The 19,575-nt window shown below is 37.0% G+C and carries 16 protein-coding genes; all 16 read left to right on the top strand.

What is annotated here, in order from left to right:
- Positions 1-190: 190 nt before the first annotated feature.
- The 16 genes from BM000_RS02570 (at position 191) to BM000_RS02495 (ending at position 18,886) form a co-directional block, all read left to right on the top strand.
- A complete protein-coding gene (locus tag BM000_RS02570; RefSeq protein WP_091494506.1) occupies positions 191-1,681 on the top strand; it encodes a UDP-N-acetylmuramoyl-L-alanyl-D-glutamate--2,6-diaminopimelate ligase in 1,491 nt (496 codons plus the stop codon).
- Between the two features lie 6 nt (positions 1,682-1,687).
- On the top strand, positions 1,688-3,028 hold the full coding sequence (locus BM000_RS02565; RefSeq protein WP_091494504.1) for a UDP-N-acetylmuramoyl-tripeptide--D-alanyl-D-alanine ligase: 1,341 nt from the start codon (positions 1,688-1,690) through the stop codon (positions 3,026-3,028).
- Positions 3,029-3,076: 48 nt separating this feature from the next.
- Complete coding sequence (gene mraY / locus BM000_RS02560) at positions 3,077-4,060, top strand: phospho-N-acetylmuramoyl-pentapeptide-transferase (RefSeq protein ID WP_091494494.1); 984 nt, start codon at positions 3,077-3,079, stop codon at positions 4,058-4,060.
- Positions 4,060-5,406 carry a UDP-N-acetylmuramoyl-L-alanine--D-glutamate ligase gene (gene murD / locus BM000_RS02555; protein WP_091494492.1) on the top strand — a complete coding sequence of 449 codons (1,347 nt, stop codon included), beginning with the start codon at positions 4,060-4,062 and terminating at the stop codon, positions 5,404-5,406. The genes mraY and murD overlap by 1 nt, the downstream gene beginning before the upstream one ends.
- Before the next feature lie 43 nt (positions 5,407-5,449).
- Positions 5,450-6,550 carry a stage V sporulation protein E gene (gene spoVE, locus BM000_RS02550; protein WP_425425149.1) on the top strand — a complete coding sequence of 367 codons (1,101 nt, stop codon included), beginning with the start codon at positions 5,450-5,452 and terminating at the stop codon, positions 6,548-6,550.
- 433 nt (positions 6,551-6,983) lie between these two features.
- Positions 6,984-7,787, top strand: coding sequence for a cell division protein FtsQ/DivIB (locus tag BM000_RS02545; RefSeq protein ID WP_091494487.1), 804 nt, complete (start codon positions 6,984-6,986; stop codon positions 7,785-7,787).
- Positions 7,771-8,463: a DUF881 domain-containing protein gene (locus BM000_RS02540; protein WP_091494485.1), complete on the top strand. Its 693-nt coding sequence runs from the start codon at positions 7,771-7,773 to the stop codon at positions 8,461-8,463. Before BM000_RS02545 ends, BM000_RS02540 begins: the two co-directional genes overlap by 17 nt.
- A 12-nt stretch (positions 8,464-8,475) precedes the next feature.
- Entirely contained in the window at positions 8,476-9,189 is a 714-nt protein-coding gene (locus BM000_RS02535; RefSeq protein ID WP_245751564.1) for a DUF881 domain-containing protein, read from the top strand.
- Positions 9,189-9,551, top strand: coding sequence for a small basic family protein (locus BM000_RS02530; protein WP_091494481.1), 363 nt, complete (start codon positions 9,189-9,191; stop codon positions 9,549-9,551). The genes BM000_RS02535 and BM000_RS02530 overlap by 1 nt, the downstream gene beginning before the upstream one ends.
- Before the next feature lie 176 nt (positions 9,552-9,727).
- Positions 9,728-11,029, top strand: a complete 1,302-nt coding sequence (gene ftsA, locus BM000_RS02525; protein WP_091494479.1) for a cell division protein FtsA — start codon at positions 9,728-9,730, stop codon at positions 11,027-11,029.
- A gap of 78 nt (positions 11,030-11,107) precedes the next feature.
- Positions 11,108-12,235, top strand: coding sequence for a cell division protein FtsZ (gene ftsZ, locus BM000_RS02520; protein ID WP_091494477.1), 1,128 nt, complete (start codon positions 11,108-11,110; stop codon positions 12,233-12,235).
- Positions 12,236-12,691: 456 nt separating this feature from the next.
- A complete protein-coding gene (gene spoIIGA / locus BM000_RS02515; RefSeq protein WP_091494475.1) occupies positions 12,692-13,609 on the top strand; it encodes a sigma-E processing peptidase SpoIIGA in 918 nt (305 codons plus the stop codon).
- Between the two features lie 60 nt (positions 13,610-13,669).
- Complete coding sequence (sigE, locus tag BM000_RS02510) at positions 13,670-14,377, top strand: RNA polymerase sporulation sigma factor SigE (protein ID WP_091495033.1); 708 nt, start codon at positions 13,670-13,672, stop codon at positions 14,375-14,377.
- 924 nt (positions 14,378-15,301) lie between these two features.
- The gene (locus BM000_RS02505; RefSeq protein ID WP_091494473.1) at positions 15,302-15,703 is read left to right on the top strand and encodes a hypothetical protein; all 402 of its coding nucleotides are present in this window, start codon (positions 15,302-15,304) and stop codon (positions 15,701-15,703) included.
- Between the two features lie 2 nt (positions 15,704-15,705).
- Complete coding sequence (locus tag BM000_RS02500; RefSeq protein ID WP_091494471.1) at positions 15,706-18,192, top strand: MFS transporter; 2,487 nt, start codon at positions 15,706-15,708, stop codon at positions 18,190-18,192.
- Positions 18,193-18,202: 10 nt separating this feature from the next.
- A complete protein-coding gene (locus tag BM000_RS02495) occupies positions 18,203-18,886 on the top strand; it encodes an ABC transporter ATP-binding protein (protein WP_091494469.1) in 684 nt (227 codons plus the stop codon).
- Positions 18,887-19,575: the final 689 nt, after the last annotated feature.

Raw genomic sequence — 19,575 nt, 5'->3', positions numbered from 1 at the left:
TGAGAAGAGATAATGAACACGAACATGCGACACTCACTTGCTTAAGCATGGGTGTCGTATTTTTTATTAATAGTGGTATTATTTATTGGTGGAAGAAACGGGTAAGTTATTATTTTGCAACACTGTTGCAATGAGAATATAGTATAATAGCGTTGCAATTGTTAAAAGAATGTTAAAGTGAGGTTGGAAAATGAAAACTTTAAAACAACTATTAGATACGATAAAGTTCAATTACAGTATAATTGGTGATCGTAATATTGAGATTCATGGAATAAAGGTTGATTCAAGAGCGGTTAACCAAGGTGATTTGTTTATCTGTTTAAAAGGGTATACAGTTGATGGTCATCGCTTTGTCGATCAAGCAGTTAGCAATGGAGCTGTAGCGATTGTAGCAGAGGAAGAGATATCTGCAGATGTACCTGTTATCCTTGTTGCAGATACAAATCGGGTCTTAAGCTATTTAGCTAATGTTTTTTTTGACTTTCCAACAAATGATATCCATCTTATCGGTGTAACAGGAACGAATGGAAAGACGTCTATTACATACTTACTCGACACTATTTTCACATATGCGCAAAAAAAGACCGCATTAATAGGAACGATTCAAATGAAAATTGGTGATCACGTTTATCCGACTGCTAATACGACACCTGAACCATCCTATTTATTTAGTAGCTTTAAGAAAATGGTTGATCAACAGATTGACCATTGCATGATGGAGGTTTCTTCACACGCACTTGAGCTGGGTCGTGTAAATGGTTGTGATTTTGATCTTGCTATATTCACCAATCTAAGTCAAGATCATCTGGACTTTCATGGTAGTATTGAAGATTATGTTAAAGCAAAGCAACGGCTGTTTTATCAGTTAGGTAATAGCATTAATCAGGCTAAGCCTAAGTATGCAATTATTAATCATGACGATCAATATGCTAATGATTTTATATACGCAACAAGTCAACCGGTTATTACTTATGGTTTAACGAAAGAGGCGGATGTGTATGCTGATGATATTGTACTGTCATCAACAGGGTCAACTTTTTCCATGCATGCGCTTGGTGATACTGTAAAGATTAAAACACCGTTAATGGGTCAGTTTAATATTTATAATATTCTTGCCGCTGCTACCGCTGCTTCATTATCGGGAGTAGAATTAAACACGATTAAAGAGAGTATTGAGCAAATTACGGGTGTGAGAGGACGGTTTGAACCTGTGAAAGGGAATCAGCCATTTGGTGTCATTATCGATTACGCTCATACACCAGACTCTCTTGAGAATGTTCTAACAACGATTAAAAGCTTTGTAGAAGGAAAGATTTATCTTGTCGTGGGCTGTGGTGGAGATCGTGATCGGACTAAACGGCCATTAATGGCGGCAATTGGTGAGACCTATGCTGATTATATGATATTAACCTCAGATAATCCTCGATCAGAGAATCCGATGCAGATCATTGTTGATATGGAGACAGGGCTGAAGAAAGCAAATTATAAAATTGAGCTTGACCGTGAACAAGCGATTATAGATGTCATTACAATGGCTGAGGTGGGCGACGTTGTCTTGATAGCAGGAAAAGGGCATGAAACCTATCAAATTATTGCTGACCAGACGATCGATTTTGATGATTATCAAATTGCTAGTCAAGCATTAAACAAGCGGTACAATGCAAGTGAAGAAGGGAGATGATCAAATATGCTAACAATTGAGTTGTTAAAATCGGTCTTCACCAATCATGCTGATTATGGTTTTGAAGATCTAACAATAACGGGCGTAAGCACAGATACGCGCGAATTGATGACAAATAAATTATTTGTCCCATTGGTTGGAGAACGGTTTAATGGACATGATTATATTACGACAGCTAGAAAGCAGGGAGCTGTAGCTGCATTGTGGCAAGAAGATAGACCTGTTCCGGCTGAACTTACTGACACATTCCCATTATTCTATGTTGAGGATACATTAATTGCCCTACAACAGCTAGCAGAATCCTATTTACAGCGATTAGCAGCTAAAGTAATTGCAATAACAGGCTCTAACGGAAAAACGACGACAAAAGACCTCGTCGCTTCTGTTTGTCGCATGCACTTTCAAACCCATTGTACAAACGGAAATCTAAATAATCATATTGGTGTGCCATTAACTATTTTAGCTGCTCCAAGCAATACGGAAGTGTTAATTCTAGAAATGGGGATGAGCGGTTTTGGTGAAATTGAATACCTGTCTAAGCTAGCAAAGCCTGATATTGCTATTATTACCAATATTGGCGAGTCACACATTGAGCATTTAGGCTCTCGAACAGGTATAGCCAAAGCGAAGCTTGAGATTGTAGACGGGCTTAATGAAAATGGTCTATTGATCTATGATGGAGACGAAGCACTTCTTAATCAAGTTGATCAGTTAGAAATAATAAAAGTAGGCTTTCAAGCAGGTAACCATTACACAATTAAAAATGTGGAGGTTTGCCATGATCAGACTTTATTTGAAGTTGGAGACTTCTCTTTTACAGTTCCATTGGTAGGTGCGCATCATGCAAAAAATGCGACATATAGTATTGTTGTTGGCCATCACTTAAATCTAACAGATATGCAAATACAATTAGGTCTTAATAGTATTGAAAAGACAGCTATGCGCTTTGAACAATTAAAAACCAGTCATGGTGCGCGCCTTATTAACGATGCTTATAATGCTTCACCCACTTCAATGAAGGGGGCAATAGATGTTATTAGTCAATTCAATATGTATAATAAGAAAATATTAGTGCTTGGTGACATGCTAGAGCTAGGAGAACAAACTAAAGCGTTTCATGAGGAGATCGGGAAATACATACCAGACACAGTTGATTTTGTTTGTACGCTTGGCGAGTACGCCGTTAACATCCATCAACAAACAGCAGTACCATCTAAGCATTTTCTAACTCATGATCAAGTAGCTGAATTTTTACAATCAAATCAGGATCCATCTACAGTCATACTTTTTAAGGCTTCACGAGGTATGAAATTCGAGCAGATCATTAATGAGCTCATCGAACGATAATACTAATTACATTAATTAATTAGTAGCTTAATTTTAGGAGGATTTATTATGGAAGACTATTTACTAATTATAACGGTAGGAATTGCATTTCTAATAACTGTTCTTACATGTCCGATCTTTATCCCTTTTTTAACTAGATTAAAATTTGGTCAGAGTATCCGTGAGGAAGGGCCGCAGTCGCATTTAAAGAAAGCCGGAACACCAACAATGGGTGGACTAATGATTATTTTAAGTATAGTGACGACAGCTCTTATTATGCTGAATAGAACAGCAGCAGTCCTCTTCTCTACCGAAACGATATTAATCTTAGTTGTTCTATTAGGTTATGGATTACTTGGCTTTTTAGACGATTTTATCAAGGTTGTTCTAAAACGAAACCTTGGCTTAACATCTAAGCAAAAATTAGCAGGGCAATTGCTTATAGCCATTTTGTTTTACTTAATCTTACGAACATTAGCGTTGCCTACTACGCTTGGGATTCCTGGGACTGATTTGCAGCTAGAACTTGGTTTTCTCTACCCTATTCTAGTTGTGGTGATCCTTATTGGCACATCGAACGCGGTCAATTTAACAGATGGTGTAGACGGATTGGTTTCTGGTAATGCGGTACTAGCATTCGGTGCCTTTGGTATTTTAGCATGGACTGTTCACCCGCACTTAGAGGCAGCTATCTTTTCGGTGGCCATTGTTGGTGCGCTGTTAGGCTTTCTTATGTTTAATGCTCATCCAGCAAAGGTATTTATGGGTGATACGGGTTCTTTAGCATTAGGTGGTACGTTAGCTGCCATCGCTATTTTGTTAAAGCTAGAAGTACTTCTGATTATTATTGGTGGTGTATTCGTTATGGAAACATTATCTGTTATGATTCAAGTTGCTTCATTTAAAACAAGAGGAAAGCGGGTATTTTTGATGAGTCCGCTTCATCATCATTATGAGCTTAAAGGCTGGTCAGAATGGCGTGTTGTCATGAGTTTTTGGATTGTAGGTTTTATTTTAGCGATGCTCGGACTCTTTCTTGAGGTGTGGTTGTAATGAATAAGTTAACTAATTTTCCATATCAGCGTGTTCTTGTGTTGGGACTAGCGAAAAGCGGAACTGCAGCAGCAAATGTTTTGCAACGCAATGGTGTATCTGTTATTGTTAATGACTTAAAAGCAACATCTGATCAACCTGATGTTCAGTCCCTAGTAGCTAAAGGGGTAAGGGTTGTTCTAGGTGAACACCCGCTGGAGTTACTGAACGAGGTAGAGCTCGTTATTAAAAACCCTGGTATCCCCTATAGCAATATGATGATCAATCATGCGCAACAAACCGGCTTACCAGTCTGGACGGAGATTGAATGCTTAACCTACTTAATTAAGAATCCAATTATTGCGATAACAGGGTCGAATGGGAAGACGACCACGACTACGCTAACATACAATATGCTTAAAGAAAGTGGCAAGTCGACAAAGGTAGCTGGCAATATTGGCAGTGCAGCGATTGAAGTTGCTGAGAAAATGGCAGAAGAGGATCACCTGGTATTAGAATTGTCTTCCTTTCAGCTAATGGGAACAGAATTGTTTAAGCCTAAAATTGCAGTTTTGCTAAACTTATTCGAAGCTCATCTCGATTATCACGGCGGCTTTGAGGGTTATCAGCAAGCAAAGGCTCAGATATTCCGTCAATTAACTAGTGATGATTTCCTTGTCTATAATGCAGATGATAAAAGAGTGTCAAAGCTAGTGGAACAATCGCCAGCACAACTGATCCCGTTTAGTGTATCAACCTCTATGCAAGAAGGGGCATGGGTGGATGAAACCACCGTATATTTTAAAAATGAAAGAATTATCTCTCGATCCGATATCCGCTTAGTTGGCGATCATAATCTTGAGAATATCCTTGCTAGTATTGCTGCGACTAAGCTGCTTAATGCCTCAAATGAAGGAATTAAAGAAGTACTAACCACTTTTCAAGGTGTCAGACATCGCCTGCAATATGTCACCGAAAAGCAGGGGAGGCTATTTTACAATGATTCTAAAGCAACTAATATTTTAGCAAGTTCTAAGGCAATCACTGCATTTAATCAGCCTGTTATCCTAATTGCGGGCGGATTAGATCGTGGGAATAGTTTTGATGAACTGATCCCGTTTCTAACTAACGTCAAGGGCTTGTTCTTATATGGTGAAACAGCTAGCAAGCTTGCCGAGGTTGGTGAAAAAGCCAGCGTGCCGGTGATTAATACAGGGGATCAGCTTGATCAAATGATTAAACAGGCTTATCAATTTTCTGACGAGGGAGATGTTATTTTACTATCTCCTGCCTGTGCTAGCTGGGATCAATTCAGCACATTTGAAGACAGAGGAGACATGTTTATCGACGTCGTGCATAAACTGTAATACGGACAAGCAATTGTCAATCGTATAATAGTTAGGGCGTGTCTTGATGAAGAAAGAGCAAAAAGCAGATTGGTTACTAACCTGCTGTATTGTCATCTTGGTTGTGATTGGTGTTTTAATGGTTTATAGCGCATCAAGCATATGGGCGAGCTACCGCTTTAATGATCACTTTTACTTTGCAAAACGGCAGCTTTTATTTGCAACTGTTGGTTTAGCCGCTATGCAAGGAGTCAGCCGGATTCCATATCATTCATGGCGGCGATATGCTAAGCCGATTCTGTTAAGCTGTTTTATTTTGCTTGCTATGGTTCTCATTCCAGGCGTCGGCCTTGTTCGTGGTGGGGCGAGGAGTTGGATCGGAATAGGTGCGTTTAGTATCCAACCAGCAGAGTTTATCAAGCTTGCACTTTTAATCTTTTTAGCTGATGTTATTTCAGATCGACAAAAGCTGATTACCCACTTCTTTAAAGGGTTTGCTCCGTTACTGCTGCTCGTCATGTTTTGCTTTGGTTTAATTATGCTTCAACCCGATTTAGGGACCGGTGTTGTTTTAGTTGCAGCGTGTCTAACGCTATTATTCGCAGCAGGTGCGCAAATAAAACATTTTGTTTTTCTGGCATTTATTGGCATATCGGGCTTCGCTGGCCTAATTATTTCAGCCCCTTATCGGATTGATCGAATTACTGCTTTTATAAACCCGTGGGAGGACCCGTTAGGTAATGGTTTCCAAATTATTCAGTCACTCTATGCAATTGGCCCAGGCGGCTTATTCGGTAATGGCTTTGGCCAGAGTTTACAAAAGTATTTCTATTTACCGGAACCACATAATGACTTTATCTTCGCCATCATTGCAGAAGAACTTGGCTTCATTGGAGCGACCGGTGTTTTGATTATCTTTTCTTTATTATTATGGCGTGGTGTACGAATAGCGCTGGGTGCTCCTGATAAATTTGGTGCTTTACTCGCTATCGGTATTGTTGCGATGATCAGCTTGCAAGTAGCTATCAACATAAGTGTTGTTATTGGTTTAATTCCGGTTACCGGTATTACACTACCTTTTTTAAGCTATGGTGGCTCATCTTTAACTTTAACGTTAGCATCAATGGGAATCGTGCTTAACATTAGTCGGCATTGCTATTATTAGTCACTTAGAATCTCTTTTTAATATGAGGTTCTTTTTGTTTAGCTCTAATAACATCCGGATAAAATAAAGCCAAGCTTCACAGGCATGTACCTAAAGGTATAGCCAAGGTGAACCTCTCAACGAATGGCTTGTAAACCAATCAATCTAATACTCAATGTTGATCCCTAACTTGGCCGATTCTCGTATCCTTGAAGATGGATTACATAGCTAATTAATCTACACTAAATGAGTCATTTTACCTGAGTTAAATGACATTAAATAGAGGAAATAAAGTATAATAACGGTATGGTAATAGTTTTATTGACCTAGATCAACATTGTGGCTATTTACTTATAAAAAGAATCGGCTTTTTTAGTTAAGTTATGCTATAATTTAGGTAATTAGATTTAATGAATTTAAGACTTGAAAAGGTCAATTTAAAAGGAGATTACAGATGGATAGTCAAAAGGTAGTCTCGATAGAGGATCGGATTCCGAAATTAAAACAAGCACGCCGAAAAAAAACAAATCGTCGCCTCGTTTTCTATGTTTGCTTGTTCTTTGTGCTTATTTCTATTGTGGTCTACTTACAGTCCCCGCTGAGCTTTATTAATGAAATAAATGTATCAGGGCAACATTACATAGATGAAGAGGAGATTATTGCATATAGTGAGTTGTCTTCTGAGGTTAATGTCTGGGGCGTTAGAATTAGTGAAATAGAAAGCAACATTCTTCGTCACGATGAAATAAAGTCGGTTTCTGTTGTAAGACAGTTGCCAAACAATTTTAAAATAGAAGTAGAGGAATTGGATAAAGTCGCCTACTTAAGTGAAGGTGAATTTTTTTATCCATTGCTCGAAAATGGTCGATTATTAGATTCCTTTCGTATTATAGATTGGCAAGGAGACGCACCCCTGCTGTTTGGATTTAGTGAGGACTCTGCCTTAGAATTACTAACGGAACAGTTAACGAAGTCACCTGAGTTTATTAATAATCACATCTCTGAGATACATCTTACGCCAACAGACTCAAACCCGCTTAAACTACGCCTTTTTATGACAGATGGGTTTGAGGTGGAAACTAGTATTAGAAATTTCAGTCAAAACCTAAGTAGTTATCCATCGATTGTAAGTCAATTAGACCCAAGTAATAAAGGGGTCATTCAAATCGGAGAAGGTGGGGCTGTCTTCAATTCTTTTCAAGATTTAGACCAGCAAAAAAATAACGAGGATGAACAAGAAAATGAAACTGAGGGGTAAACATACTATTTTAGCGCTTGTTATGCTTTTTTTCGGTTTCATGCTCGCTTTTAGCTATCAGCACACAAAAGCTTTATTAAACGAAGACCAGATTGATAGCGCGGACTGGGAAAAGGAGTTCTATTACAGGCAACAGCTAATACAATTCGAAGAAAATAATAATCAATTGCAACATGAAATTGATCAAGCAAGATTCGATATTTTGCAGCTCGAAAATGAATTGTCTGACCAAACTGAAGTGTTAGGCAATTTAGTATTAGAAAAAAAAGATTTACAGGCTTTAGTTGGGGAGCTCCCAGTGGAGGGACCAGGCATTTTTGTCTCATTAAAAGACAGTGCTTTTATTCCGACTGAAGAAAATGTTAATCAATATATCGTTCATGACCGCCATATTCACATGCTGATTAATGAACTCTATAGTGCCGGTGCTGAGGCAATTGCTATTAATGGACAGCGAATTTTTCATGATAGCCATATTGTCTGCATTGGTCCTGTTATTGCTATTGACGGTAATCAGTATCCGGCACCATTTGTTATTGAAGCTATCGGTAATCAGGAAACGTTACAGGAAAGCCTTGAATTATCGGGTGGCGTCATTGATATTCTGGTAAATGATCAAATTGAAATTGAAATCGGGAAGAAGTCTAACATTCAAATGAACGCAAGGATGGGTTAATAAGTGAATGATATGTCGAAAGCAAATAAACTCTTGTTTTCATTGGCGATTGCAATTATTGGTTTTATGATCGTGCTCTACTTTAATTCACATGATGATATTGAAGTGCGAGATACAAGAGATGCATGGGAAATCAGATCGCAACTGCAAATTGAGCAGCAGCGCCAACAAGCTTTACAAGCTGAGTTAAATGTGTTAATTGAAGCAAGGTTTGACTATGTATCATCATCAGAGCAACAGCAATTAAGTACATTAGTCAACTCAGTTGATCACCTTAAAGAAGAAGCCGGTATGACAGTACGACGTGGCGCTGGTATTTCAATTGAGTTATTACTAGAGCGAAGCGAAGCCGGTATTCCAGATGGCAGGATTATGGCAGAGTTAATTCAACGGCTGTTAAATGAACTAAATGCATATGGTGCTGAAGCAATAGCTGTTGGTAATGAACGACTCGTTACGCATACGGCGATCAGAGAAGTTGGTGATCAAATATACATGAATCAACGCCCATTAGCTAAACCACCACTCACAATTAAGGTTATTGCTAATGATCCAGAGCGATTGTTGAATTATATGGAAGTAAGTCCATCTAAAAATGAATTTGCTCTGCATGGGCTAAGTTTAATTATTGATAGTGACGGAGAAGTTGAGTTGCCAGCCTTTCAAGATCAATACAAATTGGATCTTTTAAGCGTGATTGAAGAGAATGGGGCGGGTGATGAATAATGTGGTTGCCTTTTTTATTTTTACTTATTGGCCTGGCGTTAGGCTTTCTAACTAATTTGTCAATACCTGATTATTATTCTAACTATTTATCAATTGCCATACTAGCTGCTTTTGATACATTGCTTGGGGGTATTCGGGCTCATTTTGAAAAGAAATTTAATCAACATGTTTTTATTAGTGGTTTTTTCTTTAATATCGTTTGTGCAGTAATTTTGACGTTTATCGGCGACCAATTAGGGGTAGATCTATACTTAGCCGCGGTTTTTGCGTTTGGATTGCGAATTTTCCAGAATATCGCTGGAATTAGGCGGTTTTTGTTTGATTTACGTCAGGAAAAAATTCAAAAAAAAATGAGAAAATAAAGGGAAAGTCCTGACCAGTGTGGAATAATGTAATTATTGGATAGTTAGAAATATAGTATTAAATGACTAGCAAAAAAATGATATAATAAGAAGAATTAGATTTTTGAACAGTGGCCTTAATTATTTAGTAACTGGCTTTTAAATATTGATGTTATAGATTAGGAGGTGCCTTCAGATTGAACAACAATGAAATTTTGGTCAGCTTGGATATAGGTACATCGAAAATTAAAGTGATTATTGGTGAAGTACTATCTGACTCGCTCAACATCATTGGTGTAGGAACTGCGAAATCCAATGGATTGAAGAAGGGCGCTATCGTTGATATTGATCAAACGGTACACTCGATTCGTTTAGCGGTTGAGCAAGCAGAGCGAATGGTTGATATGAAAATAGATCGTGTTATTGTAGGTGTAAACGGTAACCATATTCAACTTCAGCCCTGTCAAGGTATTGTTGCAGTAGCAAGTGAAAATCGTGAAATTGGTGATGAAGATGTGAAGCGGGTAATTGATGCAGCACAAGTTATGTCTATTCCTCCTGAAAGAGAGATTATTGATGTCATTCCAAAGCAATTTATTGTCGATGGATTAGATGAAATTAATGATCCCCGCGGAATGATCGGGGTCCGACTTGAGATGGAAGGAACCATTATTACCTGTTCAAGAACGATGTTACATAATATTTTAAAATGTGTAGAGAGAGCTGATCTTGAAGTTATTGATATTTGCTTACAGCCGTTAGCATCTGGTTCTATTGCCTTGTCAGATGATGAAAAGGAGTTAGGCGTTGCTTTAATTGATGTTGGCGGTGGCTGTACGACTTTATCTGTCTTTGAGAATGCTCACTTAGCTGCAACACGCGTCATCCCTTTAGGCGGCGACAATATCTCTAAAGATATATCGATTGGTTTAAAGACAAGCTCAGAGGAAGCAGATGCTGTAAAAGTTAAATATGGGCATGCTTTTTATCCAGATGCAAGAGAAGATGAGCAGTTCCAAGTTACCGCAATTGGAACCGATCAACAATTTACTTTCAATCAGGTTGATTTAGCTGATATAATAGAAGCTAGATTAGAAGAAATCTTTACTTATGTTGCAAGAGAACTACGTAAAATGGGATACTCTGATTTGCCAGGTGGTTTCGTCTTAACCGGTGGTTGCTTGAGTATGCCAGGTGCGTTAGAGCTAGCTCAAGATCTTTACCATGCAAATGTGCGTGTTGCTATTCCGGATTACATAGGTGTACGTGAACCACAATTTACTTCAGGAATAGGCATTTTAAAATTCTCTCATAAAAATGCAAAAATTCAAGGGAAACAGTTTGAAGAAGCAGTTAGTGAGTTAGAATTTTTCAATGAAAATACCTCAAAAAAATCGTCAAAACCAAAAGTACAAAGAGAAAAAAGTAAACCAGTAAAAGTGAAAAAAGAAAAAAAAGAATCAAATGTTGCTAATCTATTTAAATATTTCTTTGATTAGATTTTTGCAAAAACTTCAGTCGTCTGAGCATTTTTTCATGACGTTTGTGCAATATTGTCATTTATAGGAGGAACTTACATGTTAGAGTTTGATACTGAATTAGACCAATTGGCAACTATAAAAGTTATCGGAGTTGGCGGCGGTGGGAACAACGCTGTAAATCGAATGATTGAGCACGGCGTGCAGGGTGTAGAATTTATTGCTGTAAACACCGATGCGCAAGCTCTTAATTTATCTAAGGCTGAAGTGAAAATTCAGCTAGGAACAAAGCTTACTAGAGGCTTAGGCGCTGGAGCAAATCCAGAGGTTGGACGTAAGGCTGCTGAAGAAAGTAAGGAACAATTAGAAGAGGCGTTACAAGGCGCTGATATGATTTTTGTAACAGCTGGTATGGGTGGAGGAACAGGGACTGGTGCAGCACCTGTTATCGCTCAAGTTGCCAAGGAAATTGGCGCTTTAACAGTCGGCGTTGTCACACGTCCGTTTATGTTTGAAGGGCGTAAGCGTTCAACACAGGCTGTAGTTGGAATTGATGGCTTAAAAGAGAATGTTGATACATTAATTGTCATACCAAATGACCGCTTACTAGAAATTATTGATAAAAATACACCAATGCTTGAAGCATTTAGGGAAGCAGATAATGTTTTACGTCAAGGTGTACAAGGTATTTCGGATTTAATTGCGACGCCAGGATTAATTAATGTCGATTTTGCTGATGTAAAAACAATTATGTCGGACAAGGGTTCAGCATTGATGGGCATTGGCGTAGCAACAGGTGAGAATCGCGCTACTGAGGCCGCCAAGAAAGCTATTTCATCCCCTCTACTTGAAACATCTATCGATGGTGCACGGGGAGTGCTTATGAATATTACTGGTGGTGGTAATCTTAGTCTTTATGAAGTTCAGGAGGCTGCCGATATTGTCACATCAGCTGCTGATCAAGAGGTTAATGTTATTTTCGGTTCAGTCATTAATGAAGAGTTAAAAGAAGAAATCGTTGTAACCGTTATTGCAACAGGATTTGATGATACGAAGAGTAATGCTAATCAGCAAAGAAATCGCGCTGTACCAAATAACCAAGCTAGTAGTCAATCAAATGTAAGAAGAGAGAGCGCTAAAGAAGCGCCTGAGCAAGAAACATTTCGTCAAGAAGAGGATACGTTAGATATTCCAACATTCTTACGGAACCGCAATAGAAGAAAATAATTATAGTAAGTGAGAATAGTAGCACTAGTCATATCATTAACTTTGTTATTTTAAAGTTAATGATATAGCTAGTGCTTTTTTATTTTTAATGGTTGTATATCAAATAGTGTTAGTGAGATAATTTCTCAAGATTAGGCGAAAGCAAACAAGAGCTGACACTTTGAGAATAAACATCTATTTTTCGCACGAGATAATGTATTGCTTTCGTCGTTTTCCTTATTCTGCGGGGATAGTACGTGTCCGAAGCCTCTCAAGTGGGAGTGGCTCTTTTTCGCTGAAGTAATACAAATATGTACTGAATCAACGCTATTTCATGAAGTGCCTTTTTAATATGGGCAGTTGACAGAAACCGCTTTTTTCTTTGAAAAGAACTTAAAAATTACGATCAAATTGTGACAGTGTTTGCTTGCTTAATCTTTTATACTAATTGTAATTTCTAAACGAAAGGAAAACGCTGTGACGATTTATCTAGATCTTATTATTGTCCTTAATTTTCTAATTGACTTTATGATTATTCAACTAACAGGATTTCTGTCGAAGCAACAGACACGAGGGTGGCGACTTACCTTAGCGGCTTTATTTGCAGCTTCAATTGTCATCATAACGGTCTTATTTCCTAGTAGTCCACTCTTGCATCCAGTTGGTAAATTAATTCTTTCTGGTTTCATCATTGCGATTGCCTTTAAAGTAAAAACGATTAGACTTTTTCTAAAGTCATGGGTTATTTTTTATTTCGTAACTTTTGCAATTGGTGGTATTATTATCGGTTTGCATTTTCTCTTCCAACAACCCTTTCAAGTCAATCAAACAAATGTCCTAACTGTAAGTACTGGCTTTGGCACACCAATTAGCTGGCTATTCGTCACAATATCCTTTCCCTGCTGCTGGTGGCTAACACGCCATACAATGGACAAGCAGCAGCTAATGAATTATCAAGCTAAGCAATTATTTAGTTGTCAATTACATATTATTGATGTGGTAGTGACAACCACCGGATATGTCGATAGTGCTAATCATTTAATAGATCCAGTTAGTCGTAAACCTATTGTCATTATTGATCTAAACGTTATTAATCAACTATTCAGCCTGGAAGAAATTACGCAACTAAAAAATATTTCTGAGCAATTGGATTTAACAATTGCCAACGAGAGAATGCGTAGCAAGTTACGCTTTATACCTTTCCAGGATGTATCAAATAACAACGGTCTGTTACTTGTCATTAAACCAAGGCAAATTATTGTTCAAAATAAAGAACGGGTGTTTTCTACTAAAGATTTTTTAGTTGGTTTGCGTTTTGAATCATTGTCTGACGATCAACAGTACCATTGTTTATTAAATCCTAATCTGTTTACCCGGTTACAAGAAATTTGTTAGTGAGCCAGTAAAGCTAATTTTTAAATACATATAAAGGAGTGTTTGTTTGTGAATTTGTTCATGGTCCGAGTTCGTCAGTTTATTTACAGGCTATTTAAAAAGCTAGGTATTAAGCCCAAGAGCATTTATTATATAGGTGGGAGTGAAGCACTCCCACCCCCCTTATCAAAAGAAGAAGAGTATCAGTTGCTGATTAAATTACCGGAGGGTGATAAAGCAGCTAAAGCAATGTTAATTGAGCGCAACTTAAGGTTAGTTGTGTACATTGCCAGAAAGTTTGAGAATACGGGTATTAATATCGAGGATTTAATTAGTATTGGTACAATCGGGTTAATTAAAGCAATTAATACCTTTAACCTAGAGAAAAAAATCAAGCTAGCCACTTATGCATCACGCTGTATTGAGAACGAGATTCTTATGTATTTAAGAAAAACCAATAAACTTAAATCAGAGATTTCCTTTGACGAACCGCTAAATATTGATTGGGACGGTAATGAATTATTGCTATCTGATATTTTAGGAACCGATGATGATATTATTGAACGTGATTTAGAGGCTTCCGTAGATAAAAAGCTACTAGAGAAGGCACTAGAACAGCTATCAGGTCGGGAGAAGCAAATAATGGAGATGCGATTTGGTTTAGTTGGAGAAAGTGAGATGACCCAAAAGGATGTTGCAGATTTGCTTGGCATTTCGCAATCGTATATTTCACGTCTGGAGAAAAAAATTATTCGCCGTTTGCAGAAAGAATTTGAGAAAATGATCTAAATAAATTAGCTGATTTAAAAGATTTATATGAATTAGTCGAAGTATTGTGTATCCAATTCGTTAAGCGCGTTTTAGCTATTTAAGCGTGTCTAGTCGGTAATTATTACCTTGATAATCAGGCATGCGATTGCCTGATTTTCTTATTTCTTTAATTCTTTCTTTTCTTGATTTGTATTTATCAAAGCTAGTTTCTTCCACCTTCTTTCGGGGATAGATCACTCGCCTTGCTCGGCCCTCATTATTATAACATTATTTGAAAAAAATATAGTTGTTGACATAAATATAAAAAATGTAATTAACTAAGCTATAATATAATTAGTTTTTCATTCTCTAATGAAATGGTTTTGGATAATATAGATGCTGCCCTTGCAGAATTAGAAGATTGGAAGAACAGCATTTTAGAGAGTTGCTATATATTCGAATTTGTTGATTGGCAATACACGACTATGCCCAAAGAAAATAAAACAAAGAAGTAGGCTGTCTAACCAATATAATAGAGGATTGAAAAGAAATTTTCACTTTATGTTTAAATGGAATCAAAAATAAGCATAAATTGATACAGATCTTGATCAAGTGGGCACCAAGGCTTGTTGTAGGGCACTTGGCTCATTCAAAAACAGTGGTCTAAGTATCCTAGATCAATTGATTTATGGAAACGTACCTTCGCTCATGTTGATTATATGGTTAATTACAGTAGTGAAAAATGTAAAATTAATGTAGTAAAATAATGGGGATTATTGATGACCTTATTAACAACCAGTTATATAAAAGTAAAAATTAACTATAAAATATAATTTTTTTGTAAAAGACTTGTATTTTCAGAGATTTCAGTTTATTATGAATTTATGCATACAAAATATGTATTTTCAAGGAGGGATTAGGGTTATTAAGTAGTTTTTGTATGTAAAAAAAGGAGGGTTTATATTGAAAAAACTATTAGTTGGAACATTATTGGTTTTTGGATTTTTAGTAGGCTTTAAAGGTTTAGATTTAGAGGCAGCTGAGTTTGAAGAAAGCAGAATAGATAGTAATGAAGTTGAGTTAATGTCAGCACAAACTTTTCTTAATCCGACTAGAATAAATGGCCGTACGCATACTTACTATAATGTAACCGTTTCAGTTAATGTTGGTGGAAACGCTCATTTTAGTTTTAATCCAGGTATAAGTGGTGCTCCTACACGTAGTGGTCCAGGGTCATTTTCTAGAAATTTCTCACAATCTTGGACTTCAAATAGCATAACAACGTACACGTATTGGGGATCAGTTACTACTCAAGACTATGGTCCAGCACCTAGAGCAAATGGGACAGCAGTTATTAGCTATTAAAGATGATGAAAAAGATTAAACTTCACTCAAACCAGAATAAATTCATAATAATTGCTGTGCTAATGCTTGTCATTAGCACAGTTTCTTATACGTTAGCTACTCTTGCAGAAGCCAATGAACAAGTAACACAAGATATTTCTGATTTTGCAAGAGGATCATATGATATTCTCATTAGACCACCAGATGCTCGAACTGATTTAGAAAGTAATTTAAATATTATTGAAGAGAATTATCTTGGTTTAGGGGCTGGGGGTATTTCCATAAATCAATGGAATTCGATTAAGGAAAATCCTAATGTAGAAATTGCTGCTCCAGTTGCTTCTATTGGCATGTTCACGGCGAGAGAACGCACTTTTATGGTTTGGAAGGAACCGCAAGAATCACTATACTATGAAGTGGATTACATGACTAATGATGGTGTTCATACATACAAAGATTTAAATCGAAAATATATGTATGATTTTGGGGACGGTTTAATATATCCTTCATCCGCGGAGGTCACTTATGATTATGTAGGGTATGATATTGCATCTTTTTCCTTTCCAATATCCTATCACCAAGTAGTTGCTATCGACCCTGAACAAGAGGGGAAATTAACTAATTTTGATTTTACACCACTTACTGAAGTAGTAAGTGATCAAATGGAATATGAGAATGGCCAATATTCCATTCCCATTATGAGCTTAGAGAATGTTACCATACCAGTGACAGTTCAATTATTAATTGATAGATTAGAAGCTGTATCGGATAATGAGCTTGAAGCTTGGAATAGTCAATTTATAGAGGGTAATCCGTTTTTAACTTATGAAAAGGATTTTGAAGAATATAAAAGGATTATTGAAACAAATATAGCACCTAAAAGAGAGATGAACGAGGTAATATACGAACTTGAGCCAGATGAAACGCAGTCCCCATTTAAACAAACGTTATTAGTTGTTGATGAACAAACTAACAACCTAGAATCAAATACAGACCCCTATAGTGTAGGTGGCGCATTTTATTACCATAGTCAAAGAATTGGATACAGACTGGAACCTGTTAAGTACGAAATTACTGAAGATGATACCCTTGCTGTAAGACAAACAGGGTCAGATGATATCTATGGTGCTCCCACATATCGTAATTTCACAGAAGTAATCTTCTATGAATTATTAGAAGAAGCCGACATACCGGTAAACAATGAAGATTATTTAGGCTTTATTGAAAATGGCACTTTCTCTATTGAAGAAAATGCGGAAACTTTAGCGTCTGCACCATTAGGTATTTACGGAAGAGAATTACCTCATTTGGCGTATAATTCAAATGAAAAGTTATACCCTTCTGCAGTGCCAGGGAGTTTCATAAATACACCTGCGCATGGTTTAATTTCTATTGAAAATGCTGAAAAAGCTAAAGGAGAAGCCCCCATTGATGCTATTCGAGTAAAGGTATCAGGTATCACTGGGTATGATAAAGTTGCGGCGGAGAGAATTCGCTCTTTGGCTGAAGCTTGGGAAGCAGAAGGCTTCACTGTTGATATTGTTGCTGGTGCTTCACTTCAGGATTTGGAGGTGGATGTAGAAGGAATAGGCATAGTAATTCAATCATTTACTACGCTTGGGGCAGCAGACACTGTATTATCAAGCTGGAATGTCCTACAAATGGCGTTGACAGTTCTCTATGCTTTGGTTGCATTAACTTTTGTTATCTTTACATTTTTTAATATGCTAGTTGATCGTCAAAAGGCTGAAGCATTACTGGCAAAGTTAGGTTGGTCAAATAAGCTCATACGCTCTTTGAGGTATAAAGAATGGTCTACCATTTTAGGGGTACCTGCAATTGTTGTGATTCTTGGCTTTTTAATATATGGATTAGGATACAGCGTATGGTTACCTTTCTATATTTCCATAGTTATAAGTTTTGGATGTGTTATTCTATATGTGTTTTTAGATCTAACAAAATTAAACCAATTTAATTATCGAATAATGAACAAGCCATTAAAAAAAGTTGTGCTTCAAAATGTGTGGTTTTATAAATTTAGTATTCTAGCTGCGGGTGTTCAGTCACTGCTAATCACAATCTTAACTTGTTTCTTGCCATTCTTTTTAATTGAGAATGTTACAAGTACAACTCAAACTAGAATAGGAGCATATGTACACGGAGAAATAGAGGGTATTTTTATTCTTGTCATTGTACTTTTGTATATCCTTAGTCTAGTCACAGTTTATCAGTCAATTAGACGATTAATGGAAAGAAGGCAGGCTGAAATAAAACTGTTTGAGTACCTTGGTTGGGCAAAAAAAGCAATTAGACGTTATTTCCTAGCGGAAATTTCGCTTTGGGCAGGAATATGTTCTGTCATAGGCTGGGGAATTAGTTTAGGGTTAATATCCCTGCTTATAAATCTAACAAGTACTATCATATTATTAGGAGCGGTTGGTCTAATCTTTATTCTAATGCTTACATTAGGCATTTCAGCGCAAGCATTGAGGAAATATAGTAGGGAATGAGGGGAAAGCATTGCAGATTAATTTAGCGGGAATCAGTAAATCCTATCAAACTAACGTAGAGGTAATTAAAGCCTTAGATAATATAAACCTTACTGTGGAAGGGGGATCATGGCTAACCATCACTGGTCCGTCTGGTTCCGGAAAAACAACCCTATTGCGTTGCCTTTCTTCTATTGAGCAGCCAGATGTAGGTACATTAACCATTGGCGAATTAGATGTAATGCAATCTACAGATGAAGAACGTCGGACATTCAGAAGAGAAAATCTTGGTTATGTTTTTCAAGACTTCCAGCTGTTTGACCAATTCGACGTCCTTACAAATGTTATGATTCCACTCCTTCCATATCAGCCTAGATTAGTGATTGAGAAAAGAGCTTTAGAGTTACTAAAACTGGTTAATCTATCAGATCGCAGCAGGCATGTACCTAGTCAGCTTTCTGGAGGAGAAAAACAAAGAACAGCTATCGCCAGGGCTTTACTAAACAAACCAAATATTATTCTATGTGACGAGCCAACGGGTAACCTTGATGGAGAAAATAGGAATCAGATTGTGAAAATACTTCAAGATATTAATAGCCAAGGTGTGTCTATCATTTTGGTAACACATGATCCTGAATTAGCCAAGTACGGTAATAAGAAATTTGTGCTAAATGGAGGAAAACTAATCCATCACTCTACTTTAAATAATAATTAATTTAGCAAATAAAATTATAAAGAAATGTAATATGAAGCAATAAAGAGAGATTTAAAAAAACAAGAGAATTAACAATATATTATGACCATTAAATTGGCAGCGCCAATTAAACGTTCTCGAATAATGGTATTATTACCTTACTTAACAGAGTAAATTCACAAAAAAATATTTTTTAAGAAGGGGTTGGGACATAACTAAATATTGGAACAGGTATCCGAACATTCTACTTAAGTGTAGTTGAAATACGAAGACTTCTGTGGAAATAGTGCGAGCTTAGGATCCACTGTGTGAAGTGTCTTTCTTCACACAGTGGGGCATGTCAGACTAAGGTCGCGACATCGTGTCGCAATGTCTAACTGACTCACATCCTGTGAGTCTGAAGCTATCACGCTTGTGCCCTTGGGTGCTAGAGAAGTGTTTTAACGAAGCACGATACGCTTTCGGACATAATGTTCGGATTTTCTTTATCTAATTATTTTTTTGTCCCAGTCTCTTCTCTGTTTCTAATTTATTTAAAAGTCCAAATAGAAGAAACTAACTAACAAAAGTATATCAAAAAACTGTGAGCAACTGTGCGTAAGATACAGTGAATATACGTAACACCTTATTGCATCAATGATGACTGAGGATAGTTAATTATTACCTGCATAAAAGAATCCCCCAATGGTGATACTGTTCCATGAGTAAGT

The sequence above is a fragment of the Amphibacillus marinus genome (genome assembly GCF_900110345.1).
Taxonomy (GTDB): Bacteria; Bacillota; Bacilli; order Bacillales; family Amphibacillaceae; genus Amphibacillus_D; species Amphibacillus_D marinus.
This window is presented reverse-complemented; position numbering and strand designations above follow the sequence as displayed.